The sequence below is a fragment of the Lentibacillus sp. JNUCC-1 genome (assembly GCF_009741735.1).
In the GTDB taxonomy this organism is placed as follows: Bacteria; Bacillota; Bacilli; order Bacillales; family Amphibacillaceae; genus Lentibacillus_B.
The window spans coordinates 651787-673021 of sequence record NZ_WHOH01000003.1; the positions used below are offsets into that span (position 1 = coordinate 651787).

A 21235-nucleotide genomic window follows, 5' to 3' on the forward strand; every position below is an offset into this window, starting at 1 on the left:
GATGATAGAAGCAGCCTCCCCTTTTAAAGATACCATTCGTCAGTTGTTGAAGAATCGGATGGCAGCGGCTGGGTTTATTGTTATTGTGTTTTTTATACTGCTCGGGTTGCTGGCCCCTCTGTTTACGCCCTTTGCGTTCGATGAACAAAATCTCGTTAATCGCCTGCAGGCACCGTCATCTGAGCATTGGTTTGGGACCGACGATGTAGGACGTGATATATTCACACGTATCGCTTATGGGGCGCGGATATCGTTGATGGTTGGGTTTATAGCTGTTACCGGTGCTTTGGTATTCGGGACAGTACTTGGTGTGATTGCGGGCTATTACGGTCGATGGGTGGACATGTTGATTTCGAGGATATTTGATATATTGCTGGCTTTCCCCAGTATTTTACTAGCAATCGCGATCGTAGCTATACTTGGGGCTTCACTTGAAAATGCGCTGATCGCCATTGCCATCATCAATATTCCCATATTTGGCCGGCTCGTTCGCTCCAAGGTCATCAGTTTACGGGAAGAAGAATTTGTCATGGCTGCCAGGGCACAAGGGATGAAAAATGGGCGGATTGTATGGCATCATATCCTTCCCAACAGCCTGGCACCAATTATCGTTCAGGCCACGCTTGGGTTTGGAACAGCCATTCTGGAAGCGGCGGCGCTCGGTTTTTTGGGGCTTGGAGCTCAGGCGCCGAATCCGGAATGGGGTAAGATGCTTGCAGATTCACGTGATTTCATTCAGTTGGCACCGTGGACATTAATCGTTCCGGGCTTGTCGATTATGCTCGTGGTGCTTGGGTTTAACTTGATCGGAGACGGCCTCCGAGATGCCCTTGACCCGAAAATGAAGAATTGAAAGAAGAAACTGCCCATTCGAAGGTGTCCGAATGGGCAGTGTGTTTATTGATTGAATGGTATTAATTGTGATCGTTGTGATGGTCATGGTCATGGTCATTATTGTCATTGTGATCGTTATGATGATCATGGTCATTGTTATCGTTATGATCTTGGTGGTGTGCATTTGCTTCTCCGCCCTCACCAACGACAATCGTGCGTTTAGGCATGGTATGCTGATCAGCGGCATCGGTATGGGCATAGATTTCGTAGTCTGCATCTTCTTCAAAAGTGACATCTGCTGTGTAAGTGCCATCGTCATTGTTTTCAGCCTCAACGGTAACGCTGTTGTCTTGGTCTCCCGTGATCCAGTATTCGAACTTCACTTCGGCGTCAGTCACTTTTTCACCGCCAAGTGTCACTGTGTTTTTTAGGGTGACAGTCTCTCCGACTTCTGCTGTTTCTTGCGGATTAAATTCCGCTTCAACGATTTTAACCTCGTTGTTCTCTGCATTTGTATCCTCATTACCGCATGCTGTCATAAGTCCCAAAATAATCATTGGGATGAAAAGAACAATTAAACGTTTCATCTGTTTGTCTCCCCCTATATCATTAACTGTCGGTTACTGTTTTCAAATCTTTTACAAGCTGTTCCAATTCGTTGGTGTCCGTACCTAAATAGCTTTTGACCACTTCGCCTTCAGGGTTTACGAGGAAGAAACGTACTCCGTGTGTCACTTGGTCGTCCCCAGGCTGCGGCTCTTGCAAAGGTGATTTAAAGGACTTGATTGAAAGTTCCTTAATGGTGTGGAAATCATAACCGGTTAAAAATGTCCAATTACTCAGATCTGCGTCATATCCCTCGGCATATGATTTAAGAACCTCGGGTGTATCTTGTTCTGGATCAACACTGAACGAAACAAACTCCACATTTTCCACCCCATCTTCTGCCAGCTGGTCCTGCATTTTGGACATGTTGGATGTCATTGGCAGACAGACGGTCGTGCAATTGGTGAAAATAAAGTCAGCCACCCACCACTTTCCTTCCAGGTCTGTGTTGGAGAGTGTCCCTTCATCCTGTGTGGTAAAATTAAAATCTCTGACGTCTTCTGACATATTTGTTTCAATTTCTGAGCTGCTGCAAGCCGTTATAAAAAGAGCGGCGGATATAAACGTAGCTATGATAATGGCGGTCTTTTTCATTTTATCGATCCTTCCTTTACAATGATGGAGTGTTGCCAGAGTGATTCAACAAATAGTCTTTCGTTTGCATGTATGTACAAATCTTTCCGTCAAAGCCTCTGACGAATTTCTCGGCATGTGACTGAAATTCAAAACAAAGGACTTGAGGTTTACAGCATTGCATATCCAAGGTTGAATCAATTACATATGTGGCGTGAGCGGCGCTTGTAATCGTTCCTGTCAGAAAATCACGACATAATGCTTCTAGGAGGTCGCCCTCTTGAGTCTGATGGCATCTTAAAATACCGCAATGTGGACAGCAGAATGTTTCTGTGTGCTGATCGTGGAAGATGAGCTTATATGAAAGTCTGCTATCAAGCGGACGATGACACATCTCACACGCGCTCGTGTCCAAACTGAGAGACTTTTCCTGACTGGGAATGGCTATGCCGCCAAATGTTTTTATAACCAGCCCTTCTTCAACAAAAGGTTTTACATCTCTGTGAATGGTCATTTCAGAAACACCCAGAAGTTTGCTTAGTTCGGAAATTTTAATACTGTTATGCTTCTGAACCAAAGCTTTGATTCTCTGTTGTCGTTCGAAAGGCAGCATGTATACACCCCTTCTTAAAATGAATGTGTGAGTTTAACACATTTGCACACAGTATAACATAATAATTGCCATTAATTGTGAATAAAGAATGAACATTGCCGTCTATAGCTGGATAAACGGCAAAATTTCTCTGTCTGTGCTAAACTGCTATATAGATGGATATTTACCTGTATACGATGAAGGAGGTCTATACATTGGCTTGGATCTATGTATTGTTAGCCGCCATTGTGGAGGTATTTTGGGTGATAGGCCTGAAGTATTCCAGCAAAGCTTTGGAATGGGCAGGGACTGTACTTGTGATTGTGCTTAGTTTTTATTTTATTATAAAAGCATGTGAAACGTTGCCCTCTGGCACAGTATATGCTGTTTTTACAGGTTCTGGTGCTGCTGCGATTGTACTGATTGATTTCATCGTTTTTGATGCACCTTTCTCGTGGACCAAGGTCGGATTTATTGGATTGATCGTTCTTGGGGTGATTGGAATTAAATTGACGACTTCAGAAAAAGCAGAACACGAACACGTCGAAACAGGAGGATAAACGCTTATGGCATGGATGTATCTTGTAATTGCAAGTTTCGGGGAAATTTTTGGTGTGATGAGCATTAATCTTTATGTTCGAGATAAAACCCTTAAGCGACTCGGCCTTGTCGTTTTAACTTTTACAATGGGATTTATCTTTTTGTCGATGGCCATGCGTGACATCGCGTTGGGCACAGCTTACGCGATATGGACAGGACTTGGTGCAGCAGGCGCTGTCATCATGGGCATTATTTTTTTCGGTGAGTCGGCCGGCTGGAAGCGCATCTTTTTCCTTGGCTGTATTATTGCAGGAGCAGTCGGTTTGAAAGCAGTGGAATAAAAAAGCGCCCTAAATGAAGGGCTGATCACATATGGAACAAAACTTGTGCAAAAGTAGAAAATGGTGTAAAACGTTTGATCGCACGCAGAACAGTCATGAAACATCGCAGCCAATTACATATACCCACTTGGGCAAAGTGGAGGAAAAAAAGGGGGCAACGCTTTATGAAAGTGCTTTTTTATACAAAAGATCATTGTTCATTATGTGATGATGCAATGGCATTCTTATATATGTTGGAGCGGGATTTTCATTTTGATATAGAGGAAAGAGATATTTATACGAACGACACGTGGCTGGCTGAGTATCAGCTGCGTATTCCTGTTGTTGAAGTGAACGGGGAACAACTGGACTGTGAAGGTATGAGCTATGAGGCTCTTGCTGACCTATTAAAACGTGCTGCTCATGAATAATTCAGCGTCAATGAGGCAACCTATAATCATGCCACACAAAGTACATATATTCAGCAATCAAAAGACTTGAATGCCTTGGTGAATAATGGTATATTTTAAGTGTGGAACGGTCCATATATTTTTTACCCCAAGAGGGACAAAAAATAACCAGCAGGGACAAAACGGGTCCAGAAGATAGGGGCTTTTCATTGTGGAGTCTTTAATAGAACTGCAAAAAACATTATGCCCGGAACTTCTTCAAACCATGCAGGAGCGTTACATGATCCTGCGCAGTATTGACTTGTTTCAGCCGATTGGCCGTCGGGCGTTAGCTGAGAATGTGAATTCTACCGAGCGTACAATTCGCGGTGAGGTTCAATTTCTGCAAAATCAGGGTTTGATTTATGTTACCTCAAAAGGCATGCATACCACACAAGAGGGTAAGGCAGTGCTCGAGAAGCTCACCCCACATATTGGGGAAATGACCCGATTACGTGTTATGGAAAAGCGTCTAAAGGACATACTGAATTTGGAAGAATGTATGATCGTTCCGGGGAATAGTGATGAGGAAAACTGGGTAAAGCAATATATGGGACAAGCATGTGTGTCGTATTTAAGAGCACATCTTGACAACGTCTCAACGATTGGCGTGACAGGTGGCGGAACGATGGCTGCTGTTGCTGGTATGATGCCAACGCTTAAGACACCGAACCGGATATTATTTGTTCCGGCAAGAGGAGGACTAGGCGAACATGTTGAGAATCAGGCAAATTCAATTGCCGCCCAGATGGCTAAACAGGCAAATGGTGATTATCGACTGCTTTACGTCCCCGATCCGTTAAGTGATTCGACGTATAAATCGATGATGACTGAACCAGGTATTCTGGAAGTTATGCAGCTTATCAAGTCAGCAGATATGATTATACACGGAATCGGTGATGCCCTTACAATGGCCCGCAGACGCAAGACTTCAGAGGACGTTATAAACGTACTTCGGAAGAAAGAAGCAGTCAGTGAAGCGTTTGGCTATTATTTCAATGATGATGGTGAAATTGTGCATAAAGTAACTACTGCCGGGATCCAACTTGAAGATTTGCAAGACATTTCTTCAGTGGTTGCAGTAGCAGGCGGAAGTTCCAAAGCACGTGCCATTCATTCTTATTTTAAAACGGGCAGCACGAAAGTCTTGATCACGGATGAAGCAGCAGCACAGCATATTTTAAGGGTATAGTGCCCTATAAAATAAAATTTTATTAACCAGGAGGAATTAATCATGGCAGTTAAAGTTGGAATCAATGGTTTTGGACGAATTGGTCGTGTTGTATACAGACTTGCATTGGAAAATGACGATGTCGAAGTCGTTGCCATTAACGATTTGACAGATGCAAACATGCTTGCACATTTATTGAAATATGACTCTGTACACGGGGTACTTGATAAAGAAGTAAAAGCAGACGGCGACGATCTCGTTGTTGACGGGAAAAAAGTCAAAGTTATGTCAGAACGCGATCCGGAAAATCTTGGCTGGGGCGATTTGGGCGTTGATATTGTCATCGAATCAACTGGTCGCTTCACACATCGTGACGATGCACAGAAACACATTAATGCCGGTGCTAAAAAAGTCGTTATCTCAGCACCTGCTAAAGAAGAAGACCTGACTGTTGTTCTTGGTGTCAATGACGATGAATACGATCCAGAAAAGCATCATATTGTTTCAAACGCATCTTGTACAACAAACTGCATTGCGCCTTTGGCTAAAGTGCTTAACGATGCATTTGGCATTAAACGCGGCATGATGACAACCATTCACTCCTATACAAATGATCAGCAAATTCTGGACTTGCCGCATAAGGATTACAGACGTGCACGTGCAGCGGCACAAAACATTATCCCAACAACAACCGGTGCAGCTAAAGCAGTTGGCAAGGTATTGCCTGAACTGGATGGCAAACTGAACGGCATGGCTGTCAGAGTTCCTACACCAGATGGCTCTCTCGTTGACATGGTTGCAGAACTTGAGAAAACAGTCACAGAAGAAGACGTTAATGCAGCACTGAAGAAAGCAGCAGAAGGTGACATGAAAGGTTTTGCACAATACAGCGAAGATCCACTTGTATCCAGTGACATCGTTGGCAACCCACACTCTTCTATTTTCGATGCATTATCAACAATGGTTATGGAAGATAACATGGTTAAGGTCGTATCTTGGTACGACAACGAACTTGGCTATTCAGCCCGTTGTGTCGACTTAGCTGTTCTGATCGGTAAAAAAGGTCTATAAAAACAAATTTGAACGGAGGGGGATCGAAAACCTCCTCCGTTTTATTTTTTAAATGCGTAATCTGGTTTATTTCAGGGAACAGATACAATGGACTACATACTATTGACAGGAGGTTTTTTTATGAATAAGAAAACACTTCATGATCTCAACGTCTCAGGAAAGCGCGTATTTTGCCGAGTTGACTTCAACGTCCCTTTGAAAGATGGTGAAGTAACAGATGATACGAGAATCCAAGCAGCACTCCCAACGATTCAATATCTAACCGAAAATGGCGCGAAGGTTATTTTAGCCAGTCACCTTGGCCGTCCAAAAGGAAAGGTTTCTGAAGAATTGCGTCTTGATCCTGTAGCAAAGCGCTTAAGTGAGCTGATGGGCAAAGAAATTCTTAAAACAGATGCCGTTTACGGGCAAGAAGTTAATGAAGCGATTTCCAGAATGGGTGAAGGCGACATTTTATTGATTGAAAATGTCCGCTTTGAGGCTGGAGAAGAAAAGAATGGATCAGAGCTGTCCAAAGCATTTGCTGAGATGGCCGATCTTTACGTGAATGATGCCTTTGGGGCTGCGCACCGGGCTCATGCCTCGACAACAGGGGTTGCTGAACTGTTGCCTGCAGCGGCCGGTTTTTTAATGGAGAAGGAAATTGATGTGCTGGGGAAAGCTCTTGAAGATCCTGAACGTCCATTTACGGCCATTATTGGCGGTGCTAAAGTAAAAGATAAAATTGATGTGATTGATCACCTTCTTGACAAGGTGGATCACCTGATCATCGGCGGGGTCTTGCTTACACCTTCATTAAGGCATTGGGCCACGAAATCGGTAAGTCCCTGCTGGAAGAAGACAAGCTGGACTTGGCCAAAGGATTCATGAACAAGGCCAAAGAAAACAATGTTGATCTCCTGCTGCCAGTAGACGCAGTCGTAGCAGACTCATTTTCAGAATCAGCTGAAACGAAAGTGGTTCCGATTGATCAAATTCCGGCAGATTGGGAAGCGCTCGATATTGGCCCTGAAACCCAAGCAAAATATGCAGAGGTGATCGCCAAGTCACGTCTTGTCGTGTGGAATGGTCCAATGGGTGTGTTCGAATTTGACTTGTTCGCAAACGGCACAAAAGCTGTCGCTCAAGCACTAGCTGGAACAGAAGGCTATACAGTAATCGGCGGTGGAGATTCAGCAGCCGCAGTTGCCAAATTCGGATATGCAGATAAAATGAACCATGTTTCAACCGGTGGAGGCGCCTCACTTGAATTTATGGAAGGCAAAACACTCCCAGGTGTACATGCATTAGATGATAAATAATTCAAAAATAATGAAAGAGGTGTTTGGATGCGACAGAAAGTGATCGCAGGAAATTGGAAAATGAATAAGGTCATGACCGAAGCTGAAGATTTTGTAATCGAAGCAGGCAAACACATCCCTGCTGATGAAAACGTTGAAGCGATTGTGTGCGCACCATTTCCTTTCTTGCCGGCACTCGTTGAAAAAACGAAAAACACCCGGCTGAAAATTGCAGCTCAAACAATGCATTATGAAGAAAATGGTGCCTACACAGGCGAAGTCAGTCCGCTTATGCTGAAGAATATTGGGGTTACGCATGTTGTGCTTGGCCACTCTGAGCGGCGTCAGTATTATAATGAAACGGATGAAACAGTTAACCAAAAAGCCATAGCAGCTTTTAAGCATGGTTTAACACCGATTGTTTGTGTTGGCGAAACCCTGGAAGAACGCGAAGCAAATAAAACAAAAGATGTCGTCACAGAACAGGTTCAAAAAGCACTGACTGATCTCACGCCTGACCAAGTTGCCCAAACGATTGTGGCGTATGAGCCGATATGGGCAATCGGTACAGGTAAGACTGCCTCCAGTGCGGATGCTAATGAGGTTTGCAGCCATATCCGCAATGTCATTAAAGATGTGACTGACAAATCGGTTTCTGAACAAGTCGTCATACAATATGGAGGCAGTGTGAAGCCTGCTAATATTGACGAACTGTTGTCACAGTCTGATATCGACGGGGCACTTGTAGGCGGTGCAAGCCTTGAAGTGGATTCTTTCTTGAAACTCGTGGAGGCTGGTACGAAATGACCCAACAACAAGAAAACCCTTTGGCCGCGCTGATTATTCTTGACGGTTTTGGAATTCGTGAAGAAACAAAAGGCAATGCTGTCCAACATGCACACAAACCAAATTTCGATCGGTTATGGAATACGTATCCCCACAGCCAGCTACGGGCAAGCGGATCCGCAGTTGGTCTTCCTGAAGGTCAAATGGGCAACTCAGAGGTCGGGCATTTGAACATTGGTGCAGGGCGCATCGTCTATCAGAGCTTGACCCGCGTGAATTTGTCGATTGAAAAAGGTGAGTTCTATGAAAAGGAAGCATTTATCCAAGCTATGAAACGGGCTAAAGATAACGATAAGGCGCTCCATTTATTCGGATTGTTATCTGATGGTGGTGTGCATAGTCATATTCAGCATATGTTTGCACTTTTGAAGCTTGCCAAAGACCAAGGCTTGAAAAAAGTATATGTACACGCATTTCTTGACGGTCGTGATGTTGGGCCGAAAACAGCTAAAACATATATCAAGCAAACTGAGGAAAAAATGGCTGCCTATGGCGTCGGGCAGTTTGCGACGATCTCTGGCCGCTATTATTCCATGGACCGCGATAAGCGCTGGGAACGTGTGAAGAAAGCATATGACGCTATGGTATATGGCGAAGGTCCCCATTATAAAAGACCGGAAGATGTGATTGACGATTCCTATGCCCATGAAATTCATGATGAATTCGTGATCCCGTCTGTGCTGACAGATGACGCAGATAACCCTGTTGCCACTGTGGATGACGGTGACTCTATTATTTTCTATAACTTCCGTCCGGACCGCGCCATTCAAATATCTCGCACATTTGCCAATAAAGATTTTCATGAATTTGATCGCGGAGAGGGTGCACCAAAAGACCTTGACTTCGTAATGCTTACTGAGTTCAGTGAAACGGTTGATGGGTATGTCGCTTATACCCCTGTAAATTTGGATAACACCGTTGGAGAAGTACTCGCTCAAAATGACATGAAACAACTGCGCATAGCGGAAACTGAGAAATATCCGCACGTGACTTATTTTATGAGCGGTGGAAGGCACGAGGAATTTCCGGGGGAAAAACGTGTGCTGATTAATTCTCCAAAAGTCGCCACGTATGACTTGCAACCGGAAATGAGTGCTTATGAAGTGACTGATGCTTTGCTGAAAGAACTGGATACCGGTGAACTGAATGCCGTTATACTCAATTTTGCCAACCCTGACATGGTCGGGCACTCCGGCAAACTTGAACCGACTGTTAAAGCGATTGAAGCTGTTGATGAATGTCTCGGTAAAATTTTGGATAAAATTGAATCACTCGGTGGCCATGCAATTGTGACAGCCGACCACGGAAACTCTGATGAAGTGGTCACACTTGATGACAAGCCAATGACGGCGCACACTACGAATCCGGTTCCGGTGGTTGTTACGAAAAAAGGCGTGACATTGCGCGAAGACGGTATTTTGGCAGATTTATCGCCTACACTACTTGATCTTCTTCATGTGGAAAAACCTGAGGAAATGACTGGCGAATCCCTTATCAAAAAATAATGATCACTTTTAAAGGAGAGATGGTTTATATGCCATACATTACTGATATTTATGCACGTGAAGTTCTTGATTCACGCGGGAACCCAACCGTAGAAGTGGAAGTTACGACAGAATCAGGGGGATTTGGCACAGCGCTTGTACCAAGTGGTGCTTCAACAGGCGAATATGAAGCTGTTGAACTGCGTGACGGTGACAAAAGCCGCTATCTTGGCAAAGGCGTGGAGAAAGCCGTCGCCAATGTGAATGATGTAATTGCCCCTGAATTGATTGGTATGGATGTTACCCGTCAAAATATCATTGACGCTGTCATGATTGATCTTGACGGAACAGATAACAAAGGCAAACTTGGTGCCAATGCGATTCTTGGTGTATCAATGGCTGCAGCGCATGCTGCCTCAAGCTATCTCGAACAACCGTTGTATAATTATTTAGGCGGCTTTAACGCCAAAACTCTTCCAACCCCAATGATGAACATTTTAAATGGCGGGGAGCATGCTGACAATAACGTCGATATTCAGGAATTCATGGTGATGCCTGTTGCAGCACCAACTTTTAAAGAAGCTCTGCGTACAGGTGCTGAAATTTTCCATTCCTTGAAAAAAGTTCTTAAAGATAAAGGCTATAACACAGGAGTTGGTGATGAAGGCGGCTTTGCACCAAACCTGAAGTCAAATGAAGAAGCGTTGCAAACAATTGTAGAAGCCATTGAAGCTGCCGGGTACAAGCCTGGAGAGGAAGTTAAATTGGCGATGGATGTCGCTGCTTCTGAGATCTATGAAGACGGCGGTTACAACTTGAAAGGTGAAGGCGTCGTCCGTTCAGCCGCTGAAATGGTTGACTGGTATGAAGAAATGGTTAATAAGTATCCCATTATTTCCATTGAAGATGGTCTAGATGAAAACGACTGGGAAGGCTTCAAGCTGTTGACCGAACGTCTTGGCGATCGCGTTCAGCTTGTCGGGGATGACCTGTTTGTAACGAATACAGAAAAACTTGCTGAGGGCATTGAACAAGGTGTTGGCAACTCCATTCTTGTTAAAGTCAATCAGATCGGCACACTGACCGAAACATTTGAAGCAATTGAAATGGCAAAACGTGCAGGCTATACCGCTGTTATCTCTCACCGTTCAGGGGAAACAGAAGATGCAACGATTGCGGATATTGCTGTTGCGACCAACGCTGGTCAGATTAAGACAGGCGCACCATCTCGTACAGATCGTGTTGCTAAGTATAATCAATTGCTCCGGATTGAAGATGAACTCGCCGGTGTTGGCGTATATGCCGGATTAAGCGCTTTTTACAACTTGAATAAGTAATGTGTAAAAAAAAGTGGCTGCCTTGTAAGGCAGCCCTTTTTTGTTTGCGCAAGAACCGCCGCTCAAGCGCAAGAACCGCCGCTCAAGCGCAAGAACCGCCGCTCAAGCGCAAGAACCGCCGCTCAAGCGCAAGAACCGCCGCTCAAGCGCAAGAACCGCCGCTCAAGCGCAAGAACCGCCGCTCAAGCGCAAGAACCGCCGCTCAAGCGCAAGAACCGCCGCTCAAGCGCAAGAACCGCCGCTCAAGCGCAAGAACCGCCGCTCAAGCGCAAGAACCGCCGCTCAAGCGCAAGAACCGCCGCTCGTGCAAAAGACTTTCATCCATATACATGTTATGATCGATCGAGAAGGTGGTGCGGTATTTAAACGAGGTGAAACCATGAATATATTTGAGGCACTCAAAAGTCGCAGGTCTACTCATACGTTCAAACCAGATCCTGTCCCGGAAGATGTACTAACCGATATTTTCAGGTATGGCTCGTGGGCGCCGACCCATTATATGAAAGAACCGTGGCAGATTAACATGTATCAACATGAGGGAAAGACATCGCTGGTAGATGCCATTCTTAAGAGTTATGAGCGCATTGGCATGATCAATCCCAAAGGTGGGGAAAAAGTTGAGAAAATGAAAGCTTCGATGGCCCAGTTTCTCTTGGATATCCCACATCACGCTCTTATTTATTTTCCTATTTCGGATGATCCTGTGCGTTATGAAGAGGACTATGCCTCTGTCAGCGCGTTCATTCAAAACGCTCAGCTTGCTGCGTGGGCCTATGGGATCGGCATGCTTTGGACCATTACCCCATACATGCATGACCCTGATTTTGCAAAGGACCTGGAAATTTCCTCTTCAATGAAGATTGCTGCGGTTATGCAAATAGGTTATCCAGCTAAAATTCCCCGTTCAAAAGAACGAACAGACATCCAGAAAAAACTTATTTTCATTAATGAATAGCATCACCTTATTGCAGAACAGTCCAAAAACGGGCTGTTTTTGTTATGAAAAGTTGGAACCACAAACGAATTACCAGCATATAAAAAATAATGATCGAGAATAATAAATAAGTGTTTACAACTCAAACTTAATGTATTATACTAAACTAAAGTTGCACACGGTAAACATTTTATGTGCAAGCAAAATAAGGTGTAGTAAGCATACTGTTTTCGGGAGGGTAAAGTTATGCAACAAGCAATAGATGTTCATGATTTACATGTATCGTATTATGGCAAGGAGGTCCTTAAGAATGTCAGTTTCTCTTTTGAAACCGGCAATCTTATCGGTATTCTTGGACCAAATGGTGCGGGAAAATCCACACTAATGAAGGCTATTCTCGGATTAATTCCCCATGACGGGGGCGAAATCACTATTGATAACGGTCCGTTGAAAGAAGTCCAAAAGCGAGTTGCTTATGTTCCTCAGCGGTCAAATATTGACTGGGATTTTCCAATTATCGTTAAAGACACAGTTCTGCTTGGAACGTATCCGAAACTCGGGTTATTCAGAAGACCTAGAAAAGCAGATCGTGAAAAGGCCATGGAGTGTCTGGCGAAGGTTGGCATGGAACAATTTGCAGACTCACAGATTGGTGAACTTTCCGGTGGCCAACAGCAAAGGGTATTTCTAGCGCGTGCATTGGCACAGGACGCAGATTACTTCTTCCTAGATGAACCATTTGTAGGTATTGATGTGGCGAGTGAAGAGGTTATTATCAATATTTTAAGAGATTTGAGGGAAGCAGGTAAAACCATATTTGTCGTACACCATGATTTATCTAAAGTTGAAGATTATTTCGATGAACTCATTTTGATCAACAAAGAGTTATATGGAGCAGGCCCCGTAAAATCTGTTTTCCAAATGGATATCATGAAAAAGGCCTATAATATGCCGTTTGCGATGGCGGGAACTCTAGGGGGAAGTGTGTAAAAATGGAATTTATTAACGACATCATGAATTACGCCTTTATGCAACGGGCGTTTGTGACATCTGTCATTGTCGGCATCATATGTGGCGTGATTGGAAGCTTTATTGTGCTAAGAGGTATGGCTTTGATGGGGGATGCTATTTCACACGCAGTTCTGCCTGGCGTCGCCATTTCGTATATGCTCGGGATTAATTACTTCTATGGTGCGGTTCTTACAGGCATTTTAACCGCACTTGGAATTGGTGCCATCAGTCAGAACAGCCGCGTGAAAAGTGATGCTTCAATTGGGTTGGTTTTTTCAGCAGCATTCGCACTTGGGATTGTCTTAATCACACTTGCTAGGAGCGCCGCAGATTTGACTCAGATATTATTTGGCAACGTACTTGCAGTTCGTTCGTCCGATATGTGGCTGACGATTATTGTAGGGGCAATCGTTCTTATTGCTGTATTTGTTTTTTACAAAGAACTCCTTGTATCCAGTTTCGACGAGACAATGGCAGCAGCTTATGGACTTAAAACACGAATGATTCATTATGGCATCATGGTGCTCTTGACGTTGGTCACCGTGGCTTCATTGCAGACAGTTGGTGTAATTCTAGTGGTTTCTATGCTCATCACTCCTGCATCTACTGCGTATCTACTGACTAATAGACTGTCCACGATGATAGGGCTAGCAGCATTTTTTGGCGCTCTTTCATCTATAATTGGATTGTATATCAGCAACATTAACAACTTGCCATCAGGACCAATTATTGCCTTGGCAACAACAGGGATCTTTGTACTTGTATTTTTGTTTTCGCCTAAACAAGGGGTAGTATGGCGGGCAATGAAAGTAAACCGTCACAGAGCCAATTTAGGAAATTAAATTATATTTAAGATAGAAAAGGAGAGAAAAATAGAAATGAAGAAATTGTTGTTGGTGGCAGCGATGGCTGTAATGCTTCTACTCGCTGCCTGTGGGGGAGAAAAAGATGCATCTGGGGACGATGGTAAAGATAAATTAAAAGTCGTTACCTCATTTACGATTATTGCGGACTTGGCCAGACAGATTGGCGGAGATCATGTTGACATTCATAACTTGGTTCCAACTGGAACAGATCCTCACGAATACGAGCCATTACCTGAAGACAATAAGAAAGCGACAGATGCAGATGTCTTGTTTTACAACGGTTTGAATCTTGAAGGTGGGGAACACGGCTGGTTCTTTAAAATGATTGATTCAATTGGTCAGAATGAAGATAAAGTTTATAGCCTCACTGAAGAAGTCGATCCAATGTACATTGGTGGCGGAGAACATGAAGAGGAAATTAACCCGCATGCATTTATTGATCCGGAAGTAGGCATTAAAATGTCTGAAGCGATGATCCAAGCACTTGGTGAAGTGGACCCTGACCGTAAAGACTTTTATGAAAAACAGGGTGAGGAATATATTAACAGGTTAAAAGAAATAGATCAGAAATATGAAGAGAGAATTAATGATATCCCCGAAGATAAACGTATTCTAGTAACCAGTGAACGAGCGTTCCAGTATATGGCTGATCATTATGGATTAGAAGAAGCGTTTATCTGGGAAATCGATACAGAAGAAAACGGCTCACCAGAACAAATTAAAAACCTCGTTTCTTATATCAAAGACAGTGAAGTTCCAGTTTTATTTGTTGAGTCAAACGTTGATACTCGGCCAATGGAAACAGTATCGCAAGAATCAGGCGTACCAATATTCGAAGAACCGATTTACTCTGATGAAATTGGCGAGCCAGGAGAAAAGGTAGACACGTATGTTAAATACTTGAACTATAATATAAAAATTATTCACGATGGGTTAAGTCAATAACATTAAAAGCCTCCACATAGAGTGGGGGCTTTTTTCTGAGTGGATTTTAAGGTTATAAAAAACCCCCTCACGGCTACAATGCCACGAGGGGTTTTTCAATTAAGATTTTTGAGTTTTACTGTTGATGAAAGTAACGACTTCTTCAGCAGAGCTCATGGCCAGGATTTTGTCCGTGTAAGATGCGACTTCTTTTTTCGATAGCCCGAGCAGCTGGGTGCGCGCTGGGAGAATGGAGGTGGCGCTCATGCTGAATTCGTCGAGTCCCAGGCCAAGGAGCATTGGAATGGCTTGAGGGTCACCGCCCATTTCGCCGCACATGCCTACCCATTTGCCTTCTGCGTGAGCTGCTTCGATTACATTGTGAACCAGTGTCAATATTGCCGGATTGTATGGCTGATATAAATAAGAGACGCGTTGGTTCATCCGATCTGCAGCCATCGTGTATTGAATGAGATCGTTGGTTCCGATACTAAAGAAATCAACTTCTTTCGCAAACTGCTTCGCCATGACAGCAGTTGATGGTATTTCAACCATGATACCGACTTCAATATCGTCTGAAACGCTGTGGCCTGCTTCAGTCAGATTTTTCTTTTCTTCTGCAAGCAACGCTTTGGCTTTTTTCAGTTCATCTAAGGTGGCAATCATCGGGAACATGATTTGCAAACGGCCATGCGCACTCGCGCGAAGCAGGGCGCGCAACTGAGGACGGAAGATGTCTTCGTTTTCCAAGCAAAAGCGAATCGCACGAAAACCTAAGAATGGATTCATTTCTTCAGGCAGTTCAAGATAATCGAGATTTTTGTCGCCACCTATGTCGAGTGTCCGTACAACGACAGGTTTGCCTTCCATTTTTTCCAATACAGTTTTATAAGCTTCATACTGTTCCTCTTCAGTTGGCATTTCTGATCTGCCCATATAAAGGAATTCTGTACGGTAAAGACCTATTGCTTCAGCACCGTTCTCAAGCGCAGAATCAACATCACCTGGGTTACCGATGTTGGCGCCAAGGAGCACTTGTTCACCATCTGCTGTAAATGTAGGCTCGTCCTTCAGTTTAGCCCATTCGGTACGCTGTGCTTCATATTCGGTTTGTTTATTGCGGTATGTTTCAAGTGTGCTGTCATCGGGATTAACGAGCACTTTTCCTTCAAGCCCATCTACAATGACCATATCATTTTGGTGCGCTTCTTCAGAGATGTTTTGTGTACCGACTACAGCGGGAATATCAAGTGATCTGGCCATAATGGCTGAGTGGGACGTACGCCCTCCGATATCCGTAGCAAAGCCTTTAACAAATTTCCGATCTAATTGAGCTGTGTCAGATGGGGTCAAGTCATGAGCAATCACAACGACTTCCTCGTCAATTAAAGCAGGATCTGGGAAATCTACTCCAATCAAATGCGCCTTCACACGGCTGGACACGTCTTTTATGTCTGCTGCACGTTCACGCATATAAGCATTATCCATATTTTCAAAAATGGTCACGAACTCTGTCACTACTTCATCAAGTGCCGCTTCTGCAGACATATTATTATTCGTGATTTTCTCTTTCATCGGGGCAATCAGTTCAGGGTCCTGTAAAATAAGGAGATGTGCAGAAAAAATCTCCGCCTGGGCCTCACCCATGGTGACTTTTGCATGTTCTTTTATTTTTTCAAGTTCAGATATGGACGTTTCAAGAGAAGCGTCCAGACGACTGATTTCTTGGTCAGTATCTGTTGCGGTTTTATTTGTGTAAGATAAATCCGGCATTACCAAATGATAGGCTTTGGCAATTGCTATACCGTTAGCGGCTGCAATTCCTGTTAATGTATTCATTTGAATCACCATTCCTCTTCTATAGTTATGAATCAAGTACAAGGTTGAACCATCTCAGCATCGCCTCATAAACGTCCTGATGATTGGTTTCCTGCAGTAATTCATGTCTGGCATCTTCGAAAAGCATTGTCATCACGTCATTCAAACCGGCTTCTGTATATAATTCTGCGGTTTTCCAGACGCCTGTTTCATAGTGACCAACAGGGTCTGCATCACCACTCACGATGAGCATTGGAAGGTCTTTTCTAATCATTTGATTGCGAGACCTGTTATGAATCATCTCAAGCCCTGTCATTAAATCGTGAAAAAATTTAGCAGTTGGTATTGCACCTGTGAGCGGATCGTCTATGAATGCCTGAACCGCCGTTTTGTCCCGGGAAAGCCAATCAAAAGTTGTTTTATTACCGGGGATTTTGCGGTTGTACGATCCAAATACAAGCTTGTTCAACAGTTTCGATTCGTTTTTTGCAGGAAGCACTTCAGCCAGGTTTTTGGCAAAACGAGCGGCTGTTTCCGTATGAAAGCCTGTCCCGGATAGAACCACCCCTTTATATGCATCACTGTTGGTCTGAATAAGATGTCTTGCTAAAAAAGACCCCATGCTATGCCCGAATAAAAATATCGGCACATTAGGGTGTTCTTCCTGAATATACTCGGTTATGACAGATAAATCATCACTCGTTTTAACAAAGCCATCTTCATCGGCAAAATGTCCCAGTAAGCCTTGCTTTTCACCAGTCAAGCCATGCCCCCGATGGTCATTTCCATATACAATAAAACCATTAGAAGTGAGGAAGCGGGCAAAAGCGTCATAACGACCGATATGTTCTACCATACCATGTGACAGTTGAACAATCGCTCTTGGTATCTCCGAATGATCCGGTGCCCATTTCCTAATAAAGATATCTGTCTCATCTTCCATTGTAAGCCAAAACGTCTGCTCCATAGCATCAGTCCTCAATTTTTCTTTTATGATCATATCTCTATGATAAAAGGAACAGTGCTGACTGTCCAAGAGAAAGGTCAAAACCGGTTATAAATTGAGTCATAATGTGAACAGGATTTGAAATTTAGCTTGCCAGCAAAACGCCTTTTATGCTAAAGTAAGATTAGGTATTGTGTAATGGGGAGGCAGTGAGCAAGCATGGAAACTTTCGTTAATATATTATTGGTCATAAACTCAATTGTTATGATTGTTTTAGTATTATTGCAAACTGGAAAGAGTGCGGGCTTGTCCGGAGCTATTTCCGGGGGCGCTGAGCAATTGTTCGGAAAGCAAAAAGCAAGAGGTCTGGATCTCTTTCTGCACCGTGGAACTATTGTGACAGGCGCATTGTTTTTTGTTCTGGCTTTTCTGAGTGGGTATGTTTTACAGTAAAACGATTGACGCATTAAACCCTTATCATTTTATGATAAGGGTTTTTCAATATGCTTTTCATGGGATGAGTATGTATGAATAAAAAGGGTATAGTAAAAGATGAAGGAGAGATACATAGTCATGAAAGTTGTACAACCACAACCATTTACATTTGAAGCGGGGCCGAGGGCAGTCTTGCTGCTTCATGGATTTACAGGCAATTCGGCCGATGTCCGGATGCTTGGCCGTTACTTGGAAAAGAAAGGCTATACAAGCCATGCTCCAATCTACCGAGGCCATGGCAAACCGCCAGAAGAGCTTCTTAAAGCGAGCCCAGACCAGTGGTGGGCAGATGTTAAGGCAGGCTATGACCACTTGAAGGAATTCGGTTATAAAGAAATCGCTGTGGCGGGTTTGTCTCTGGGCGGCGTTTTGAGTCTTAAACTTGCTTATTCGGCTCAGGTTAAAGGCGTCATCCCCATGTGCACGCCGATGTTTTTTGACAACGAGACACAGCTGACGAGCGGTTTTAAAAAATTTGCAACAGAATACAAACAAATGGAAGGTAAATCTGCGACTGACATAACAGAAGAAGTGAATAAACTAATGGACGGGTCACATGATTTATTTAAGCAGCTCAGCCATCTGATCGATGAAGTCAGACAAGGTGTCGATGCGATCTACACCCCAACTTTAGTTGTTCAGGCCAGCCAGGATGAGATGATTAATACGGAGAGTGCTTCTTTTATCTATGATCAAGTGGAGACAGATCAAAAAGATATCAAGTGGTATGAGGCATCAGGTCATGTGATCACACTTGATAAAGAAAAAGAGCAGCTCCATGAAGATATTTACCGGTTTCTGGAAGGGCTGGACTGGGAATTGTAAACCATCAAGAACAATGAATTGAAAGAAGGTGAACGGAAGATGATTGAACGTTTAAGACAATTTTTTAATGAACAAGATACGAAGCCATTATCTGTCCATGAACTGGAAGAAAAGCTGGAGGTAAATGAAGCAGCAGACTTCAAGGAACTTGTCAAAGCCTTGAATACACTTGAAGAAAGTGGCGAACTGGTCAGAACACGTAAGAACCGTTTTGGTGTGCCGGAAAAAATGAACCTGATCCGCGGCCATATCCAGATGCATGCCAAGGGATTTGCTTTTCTGATTCCTGACGAGGAGGGACGGTCTGACATATATATCCATCATACAGATCTCGCTTCAGCTATGAATAAAGATAAAGTTCTCGTTCGGATAGAGAAGACGGATGATACACGAGGACGTCCAGAGGGACAGTCATCCGTGTGCTTGAACGCGCCGTCCATCAGGTAGTTGGCACATTTGAAGATGCTGGTTCGTTCGGATTTGTCATAGCGGATGACAAAAGAATTCCCAATGATATCTTTATACCGGAACATATGAAGCACGGGGCTGTGACAGGTCATAAGGTCATTGCTCAAATCACGAAATACCCTGAAGGGCGTATGAGTGCAGAAGGAGAGATTTCTAATATTCTCGGGCATAAAAATGACCCTGGTATCGACATCATTTCTATTATCCACAAACACGGAATTGCCATTGATTTTCCGGAAGAGGTGATGGAAGCGGCCGCAGAAGTGCCAGATGAGATTTCAGAAAGTGATCTTGAGGGCCGTAAAGATCTGCGCAATGAAACAATTGTAACGATCGATGGGGCCGATGCAAAGGATCTCGATGATGCCGTCTCCGTTCAAAAGTTGGACAACGGGAATTATAAGCTCGGTGTTTATATTGCTGATGTGACCCATTATGTTCCTGAAGGCTCTCCAATTGATAAAGAAGCCTTTGAACGCGGGACAAGTGTGTATTTAGTAGACAGAGTTATTCCAATGATTCCCCACAGACTGTCAAATGGCATATGCTCACTGAACCCACAAGTCGATCGGCTGACACTAAGTTGCGAAATGGAAATTGATTCTACAGGAAAAGTTATCAACCATGATATCTTTCCAGCTGTGATCAAAACAACCGAACGTATGACATACACGGATGTGAATAAAATTCTCGTGGACAAGGACGAGGAAGTGCGTAATCGGTACAAGCCACTTGTTCCGATGTTTGAGCAAATGGAGAAACTCGCTGCCATTTTGAGGTCCAAGCGGATGGGCAGAGGCGCCATCGATTTCGATTTTAAAGAGGCTCAAGTTCTTGTAAACGAAAATGGCAAAGCAGAAGATGTGGTACTAAGAGAACGGCTTGTAGGTGAACGACTGATTGAAGAATTTATGCTTGCTGCCAACGAGACCATTGCTGAGCATTTTCACTGGATGGATGTCCCATTTATCCATAGAATTCACGAGGATCCGGATGAGTCCAAGTTGCAGCATTTCTTTGAATTTCTTGCAGGACTTGGTTATACCGTTAAAGGAACAGCCAACGAGATTCATCCGCAGGCATTACAGAAGGTGATAGATGCAGCAGAAGGTAAGCCAGAAGAAATGATTATTTCAAAACTGATGCTCAGATCTATGCAACAGGCGAAGTATGATCCAAAAAGTGTCGGCCATTTTGGTCTGGCAACAGACTTTTACACACATTTCACGTCCCCAATTCGCCGTTATCCGGATTTGATGGTACACCGCTTGATTCGTACGTACTTGATTAACAAGGACTTAACGGGTAAAACGATAGGCAAATGGAAGGACAATCTTCCGGAGATTGCAAGACACTCATCTGAAAAAGAGCGAGCTGCAGTCGATGCGGAACGTGAGACAGATGACTTGAAGAAAGCTGAGTACATGGAATCACGTATTGGTGAAGAATTTACTGGTGTGATCAGTTCAGTAACAAGTTTTGGTTTATTTGTGGAACTGGAAAACACGGTAGAAGGCCTTGTTCATGTCAGCTATTTAACGGATGATTACTACCATTTTGATGACCGAAGTTATGCACTCATTGGAGAAGCAACGGGCAATGTCCTCAGAATCGGTGAAGAAGTTAGTGTTAAGGTCATCGGGGTGAATATTGACGAACATGTCGTTGATTTTGATCTTGTAGAAGCTCCCAATAGCAAAAAACAAAAGCGACCAGCGAAAAGCCGGAAAAAAGGTAAGCGGAAACCGAAAAAGAATCAATCTTAATGAATTCAAAAACCTGCCTCTCAAACGACGGGCAGGTTTTTGACTGCGGTCTTCAGATTTTCATTGGCATTTACCAGCC

Annotated in this window: 20 protein-coding genes and 2 pseudogenes; 17 read left to right on the forward strand and 5 right to left on the reverse strand. The window is 43.7% G+C overall.

The window, feature by feature from the left end; translation table 11 throughout:
• The first annotated feature begins 1 nt into the window (after position 1).
• On the forward strand, positions 2–853 hold the full coding sequence (locus tag JNUCC1_RS13750) for an ABC transporter permease (protein WP_442915503.1): 852 nt from the start codon (positions 2–4) through the stop codon (positions 851–853).
• A 61-nt stretch (positions 854–914) separates the two neighbouring features.
• Here JNUCC1_RS13750 and JNUCC1_RS13755 read toward each other — a convergent pair whose 3' ends face one another.
• The 3 genes from JNUCC1_RS13755 to JNUCC1_RS13765 are packed head-to-tail and all read right to left on the reverse strand — an operon-like array spanning position 915 to position 2626.
• Positions 915–1421, reverse strand: coding sequence for a FixH family protein (locus JNUCC1_RS13755; RefSeq protein WP_156646006.1), 507 nt, complete (start codon positions 1419–1421; stop codon positions 915–917).
• Between the two features lie 22 nt (positions 1422–1443).
• Positions 1444–2034 carry an SCO family protein gene (locus JNUCC1_RS13760; RefSeq protein ID WP_156646007.1) on the reverse strand — a complete coding sequence of 197 codons (591 nt, stop codon included), beginning with the start codon at positions 2032–2034 and terminating at the stop codon, positions 1444–1446.
• A 16-nt stretch (positions 2035–2050) separates the two neighbouring features.
• Positions 2051–2626 carry a DeoR family transcriptional regulator gene (locus JNUCC1_RS13765; protein WP_156646008.1) on the reverse strand — a complete coding sequence of 192 codons (576 nt, stop codon included), beginning with the start codon at positions 2624–2626 and terminating at the stop codon, positions 2051–2053.
• Positions 2627–2820: 194 nt separating this feature from the next.
• On the opposite strand from JNUCC1_RS13765, the gene JNUCC1_RS13770 reads away from it, so the two are divergent.
• The 13 genes and pseudogenes from JNUCC1_RS13770 (at position 2821) to JNUCC1_RS13830 (ending at position 14859) form a co-directional block, all read left to right on the forward strand.
• Complete coding sequence (locus JNUCC1_RS13770) at positions 2821–3165, forward strand: DMT family transporter (protein WP_156646009.1); 345 nt, start codon at positions 2821–2823, stop codon at positions 3163–3165.
• Positions 3166–3171: 6 nt separating this feature from the next.
• Positions 3172–3486, forward strand: a complete 315-nt coding sequence (locus tag JNUCC1_RS13775) for a DMT family transporter (RefSeq protein ID WP_156646010.1) — start codon at positions 3172–3174, stop codon at positions 3484–3486.
• Positions 3487–3650: 164 nt separating this feature from the next.
• Positions 3651–3896: a glutaredoxin family protein gene (locus JNUCC1_RS13780; RefSeq protein ID WP_156646011.1), complete on the forward strand. Its 246-nt coding sequence runs from the start codon at positions 3651–3653 to the stop codon at positions 3894–3896.
• Positions 3897–4086: 190 nt separating this feature from the next.
• On the forward strand, positions 4087–5106 hold the full coding sequence (locus JNUCC1_RS13785; RefSeq protein WP_331713789.1) for a sugar-binding transcriptional regulator: 1020 nt from the start codon (positions 4087–4089) through the stop codon (positions 5104–5106).
• A gap of 42 nt (positions 5107–5148) precedes the next feature.
• The gene (gene gap, locus JNUCC1_RS13790; protein WP_156646012.1) at positions 5149–6156 is read left to right on the forward strand and encodes a type I glyceraldehyde-3-phosphate dehydrogenase; all 1008 of its coding nucleotides are present in this window, start codon (positions 5149–5151) and stop codon (positions 6154–6156) included.
• 120 nt (positions 6157–6276) lie between these two features.
• Positions 6277–7457: pseudogene (locus JNUCC1_RS13795) on the forward strand (phosphoglycerate kinase).
• Between the two features lie 27 nt (positions 7458–7484).
• Positions 7485–8243, forward strand: coding sequence for a triose-phosphate isomerase (gene tpiA, locus JNUCC1_RS13800; protein WP_156646013.1), 759 nt, complete (start codon positions 7485–7487; stop codon positions 8241–8243).
• Positions 8240–9787 (forward strand): 2,3-bisphosphoglycerate-independent phosphoglycerate mutase, encoded by a 1548-nt coding sequence (gene gpmI, locus JNUCC1_RS13805; protein WP_156646014.1) that lies wholly within the window; start codon positions 8240–8242, stop codon positions 9785–9787. Before tpiA ends, gpmI begins: the two co-directional genes overlap by 4 nt.
• A gap of 29 nt (positions 9788–9816) precedes the next feature.
• Positions 9817–11103, forward strand: a complete 1287-nt coding sequence (gene eno / locus JNUCC1_RS13810) for a phosphopyruvate hydratase (protein ID WP_156646015.1) — start codon at positions 9817–9819, stop codon at positions 11101–11103.
• 40 nt (positions 11104–11143) lie between these two features.
• Positions 11144–12058: a nitroreductase family protein gene (locus tag JNUCC1_RS18790; protein WP_231784224.1), complete on the forward strand. Its 915-nt coding sequence runs from the start codon at positions 11144–11146 to the stop codon at positions 12056–12058.
• A 225-nt stretch (positions 12059–12283) separates the two neighbouring features.
• Complete coding sequence (locus JNUCC1_RS13820) at positions 12284–13027, forward strand: metal ABC transporter ATP-binding protein (RefSeq protein WP_156646016.1); 744 nt, start codon at positions 12284–12286, stop codon at positions 13025–13027.
• A gap of 2 nt (positions 13028–13029) precedes the next feature.
• Complete coding sequence (locus JNUCC1_RS13825; RefSeq protein ID WP_156646017.1) at positions 13030–13890, forward strand: metal ABC transporter permease; 861 nt, start codon at positions 13030–13032, stop codon at positions 13888–13890.
• A gap of 36 nt (positions 13891–13926) precedes the next feature.
• The gene (locus JNUCC1_RS13830) at positions 13927–14859 is read left to right on the forward strand and encodes a metal ABC transporter solute-binding protein, Zn/Mn family (RefSeq protein ID WP_156646018.1); all 933 of its coding nucleotides are present in this window, start codon (positions 13927–13929) and stop codon (positions 14857–14859) included.
• Positions 14860–14958: 99 nt separating this feature from the next.
• Here the strand turns inward: JNUCC1_RS13830 and ptsP are convergent, their stop codons facing one another.
• Positions 14959–16677 carry a phosphoenolpyruvate--protein phosphotransferase gene (gene ptsP, locus JNUCC1_RS13835; protein WP_156646019.1) on the reverse strand — a complete coding sequence of 573 codons (1719 nt, stop codon included), beginning with the start codon at positions 16675–16677 and terminating at the stop codon, positions 14959–14961.
• Between the two features lie 25 nt (positions 16678–16702).
• A complete protein-coding gene (locus JNUCC1_RS13840; protein ID WP_231784225.1) occupies positions 16703–17656 on the reverse strand; it encodes an alpha/beta hydrolase in 954 nt (317 codons plus the stop codon).
• A 165-nt stretch (positions 17657–17821) separates the two neighbouring features.
• Here JNUCC1_RS13840 and secG point away from each other — a divergent pair, with 165 nt between their 5' ends.
• The 3 genes and pseudogenes from secG (at position 17822) to rnr (ending at position 21156) form a co-directional block, all read left to right on the forward strand.
• A complete protein-coding gene (gene secG / locus JNUCC1_RS13845; RefSeq protein WP_156646021.1) occupies positions 17822–18055 on the forward strand; it encodes a preprotein translocase subunit SecG in 234 nt (77 codons plus the stop codon).
• A gap of 120 nt (positions 18056–18175) precedes the next feature.
• Positions 18176–18922, forward strand: a complete 747-nt coding sequence (locus tag JNUCC1_RS13850) for an alpha/beta hydrolase (protein WP_156646022.1) — start codon at positions 18176–18178, stop codon at positions 18920–18922.
• A 39-nt stretch (positions 18923–18961) separates the two neighbouring features.
• A pseudogene (gene rnr, locus JNUCC1_RS13855) lies at positions 18962–21156 on the forward strand (ribonuclease R).
• The last annotated feature ends 79 nt before the right edge of the window (positions 21157–21235 follow it).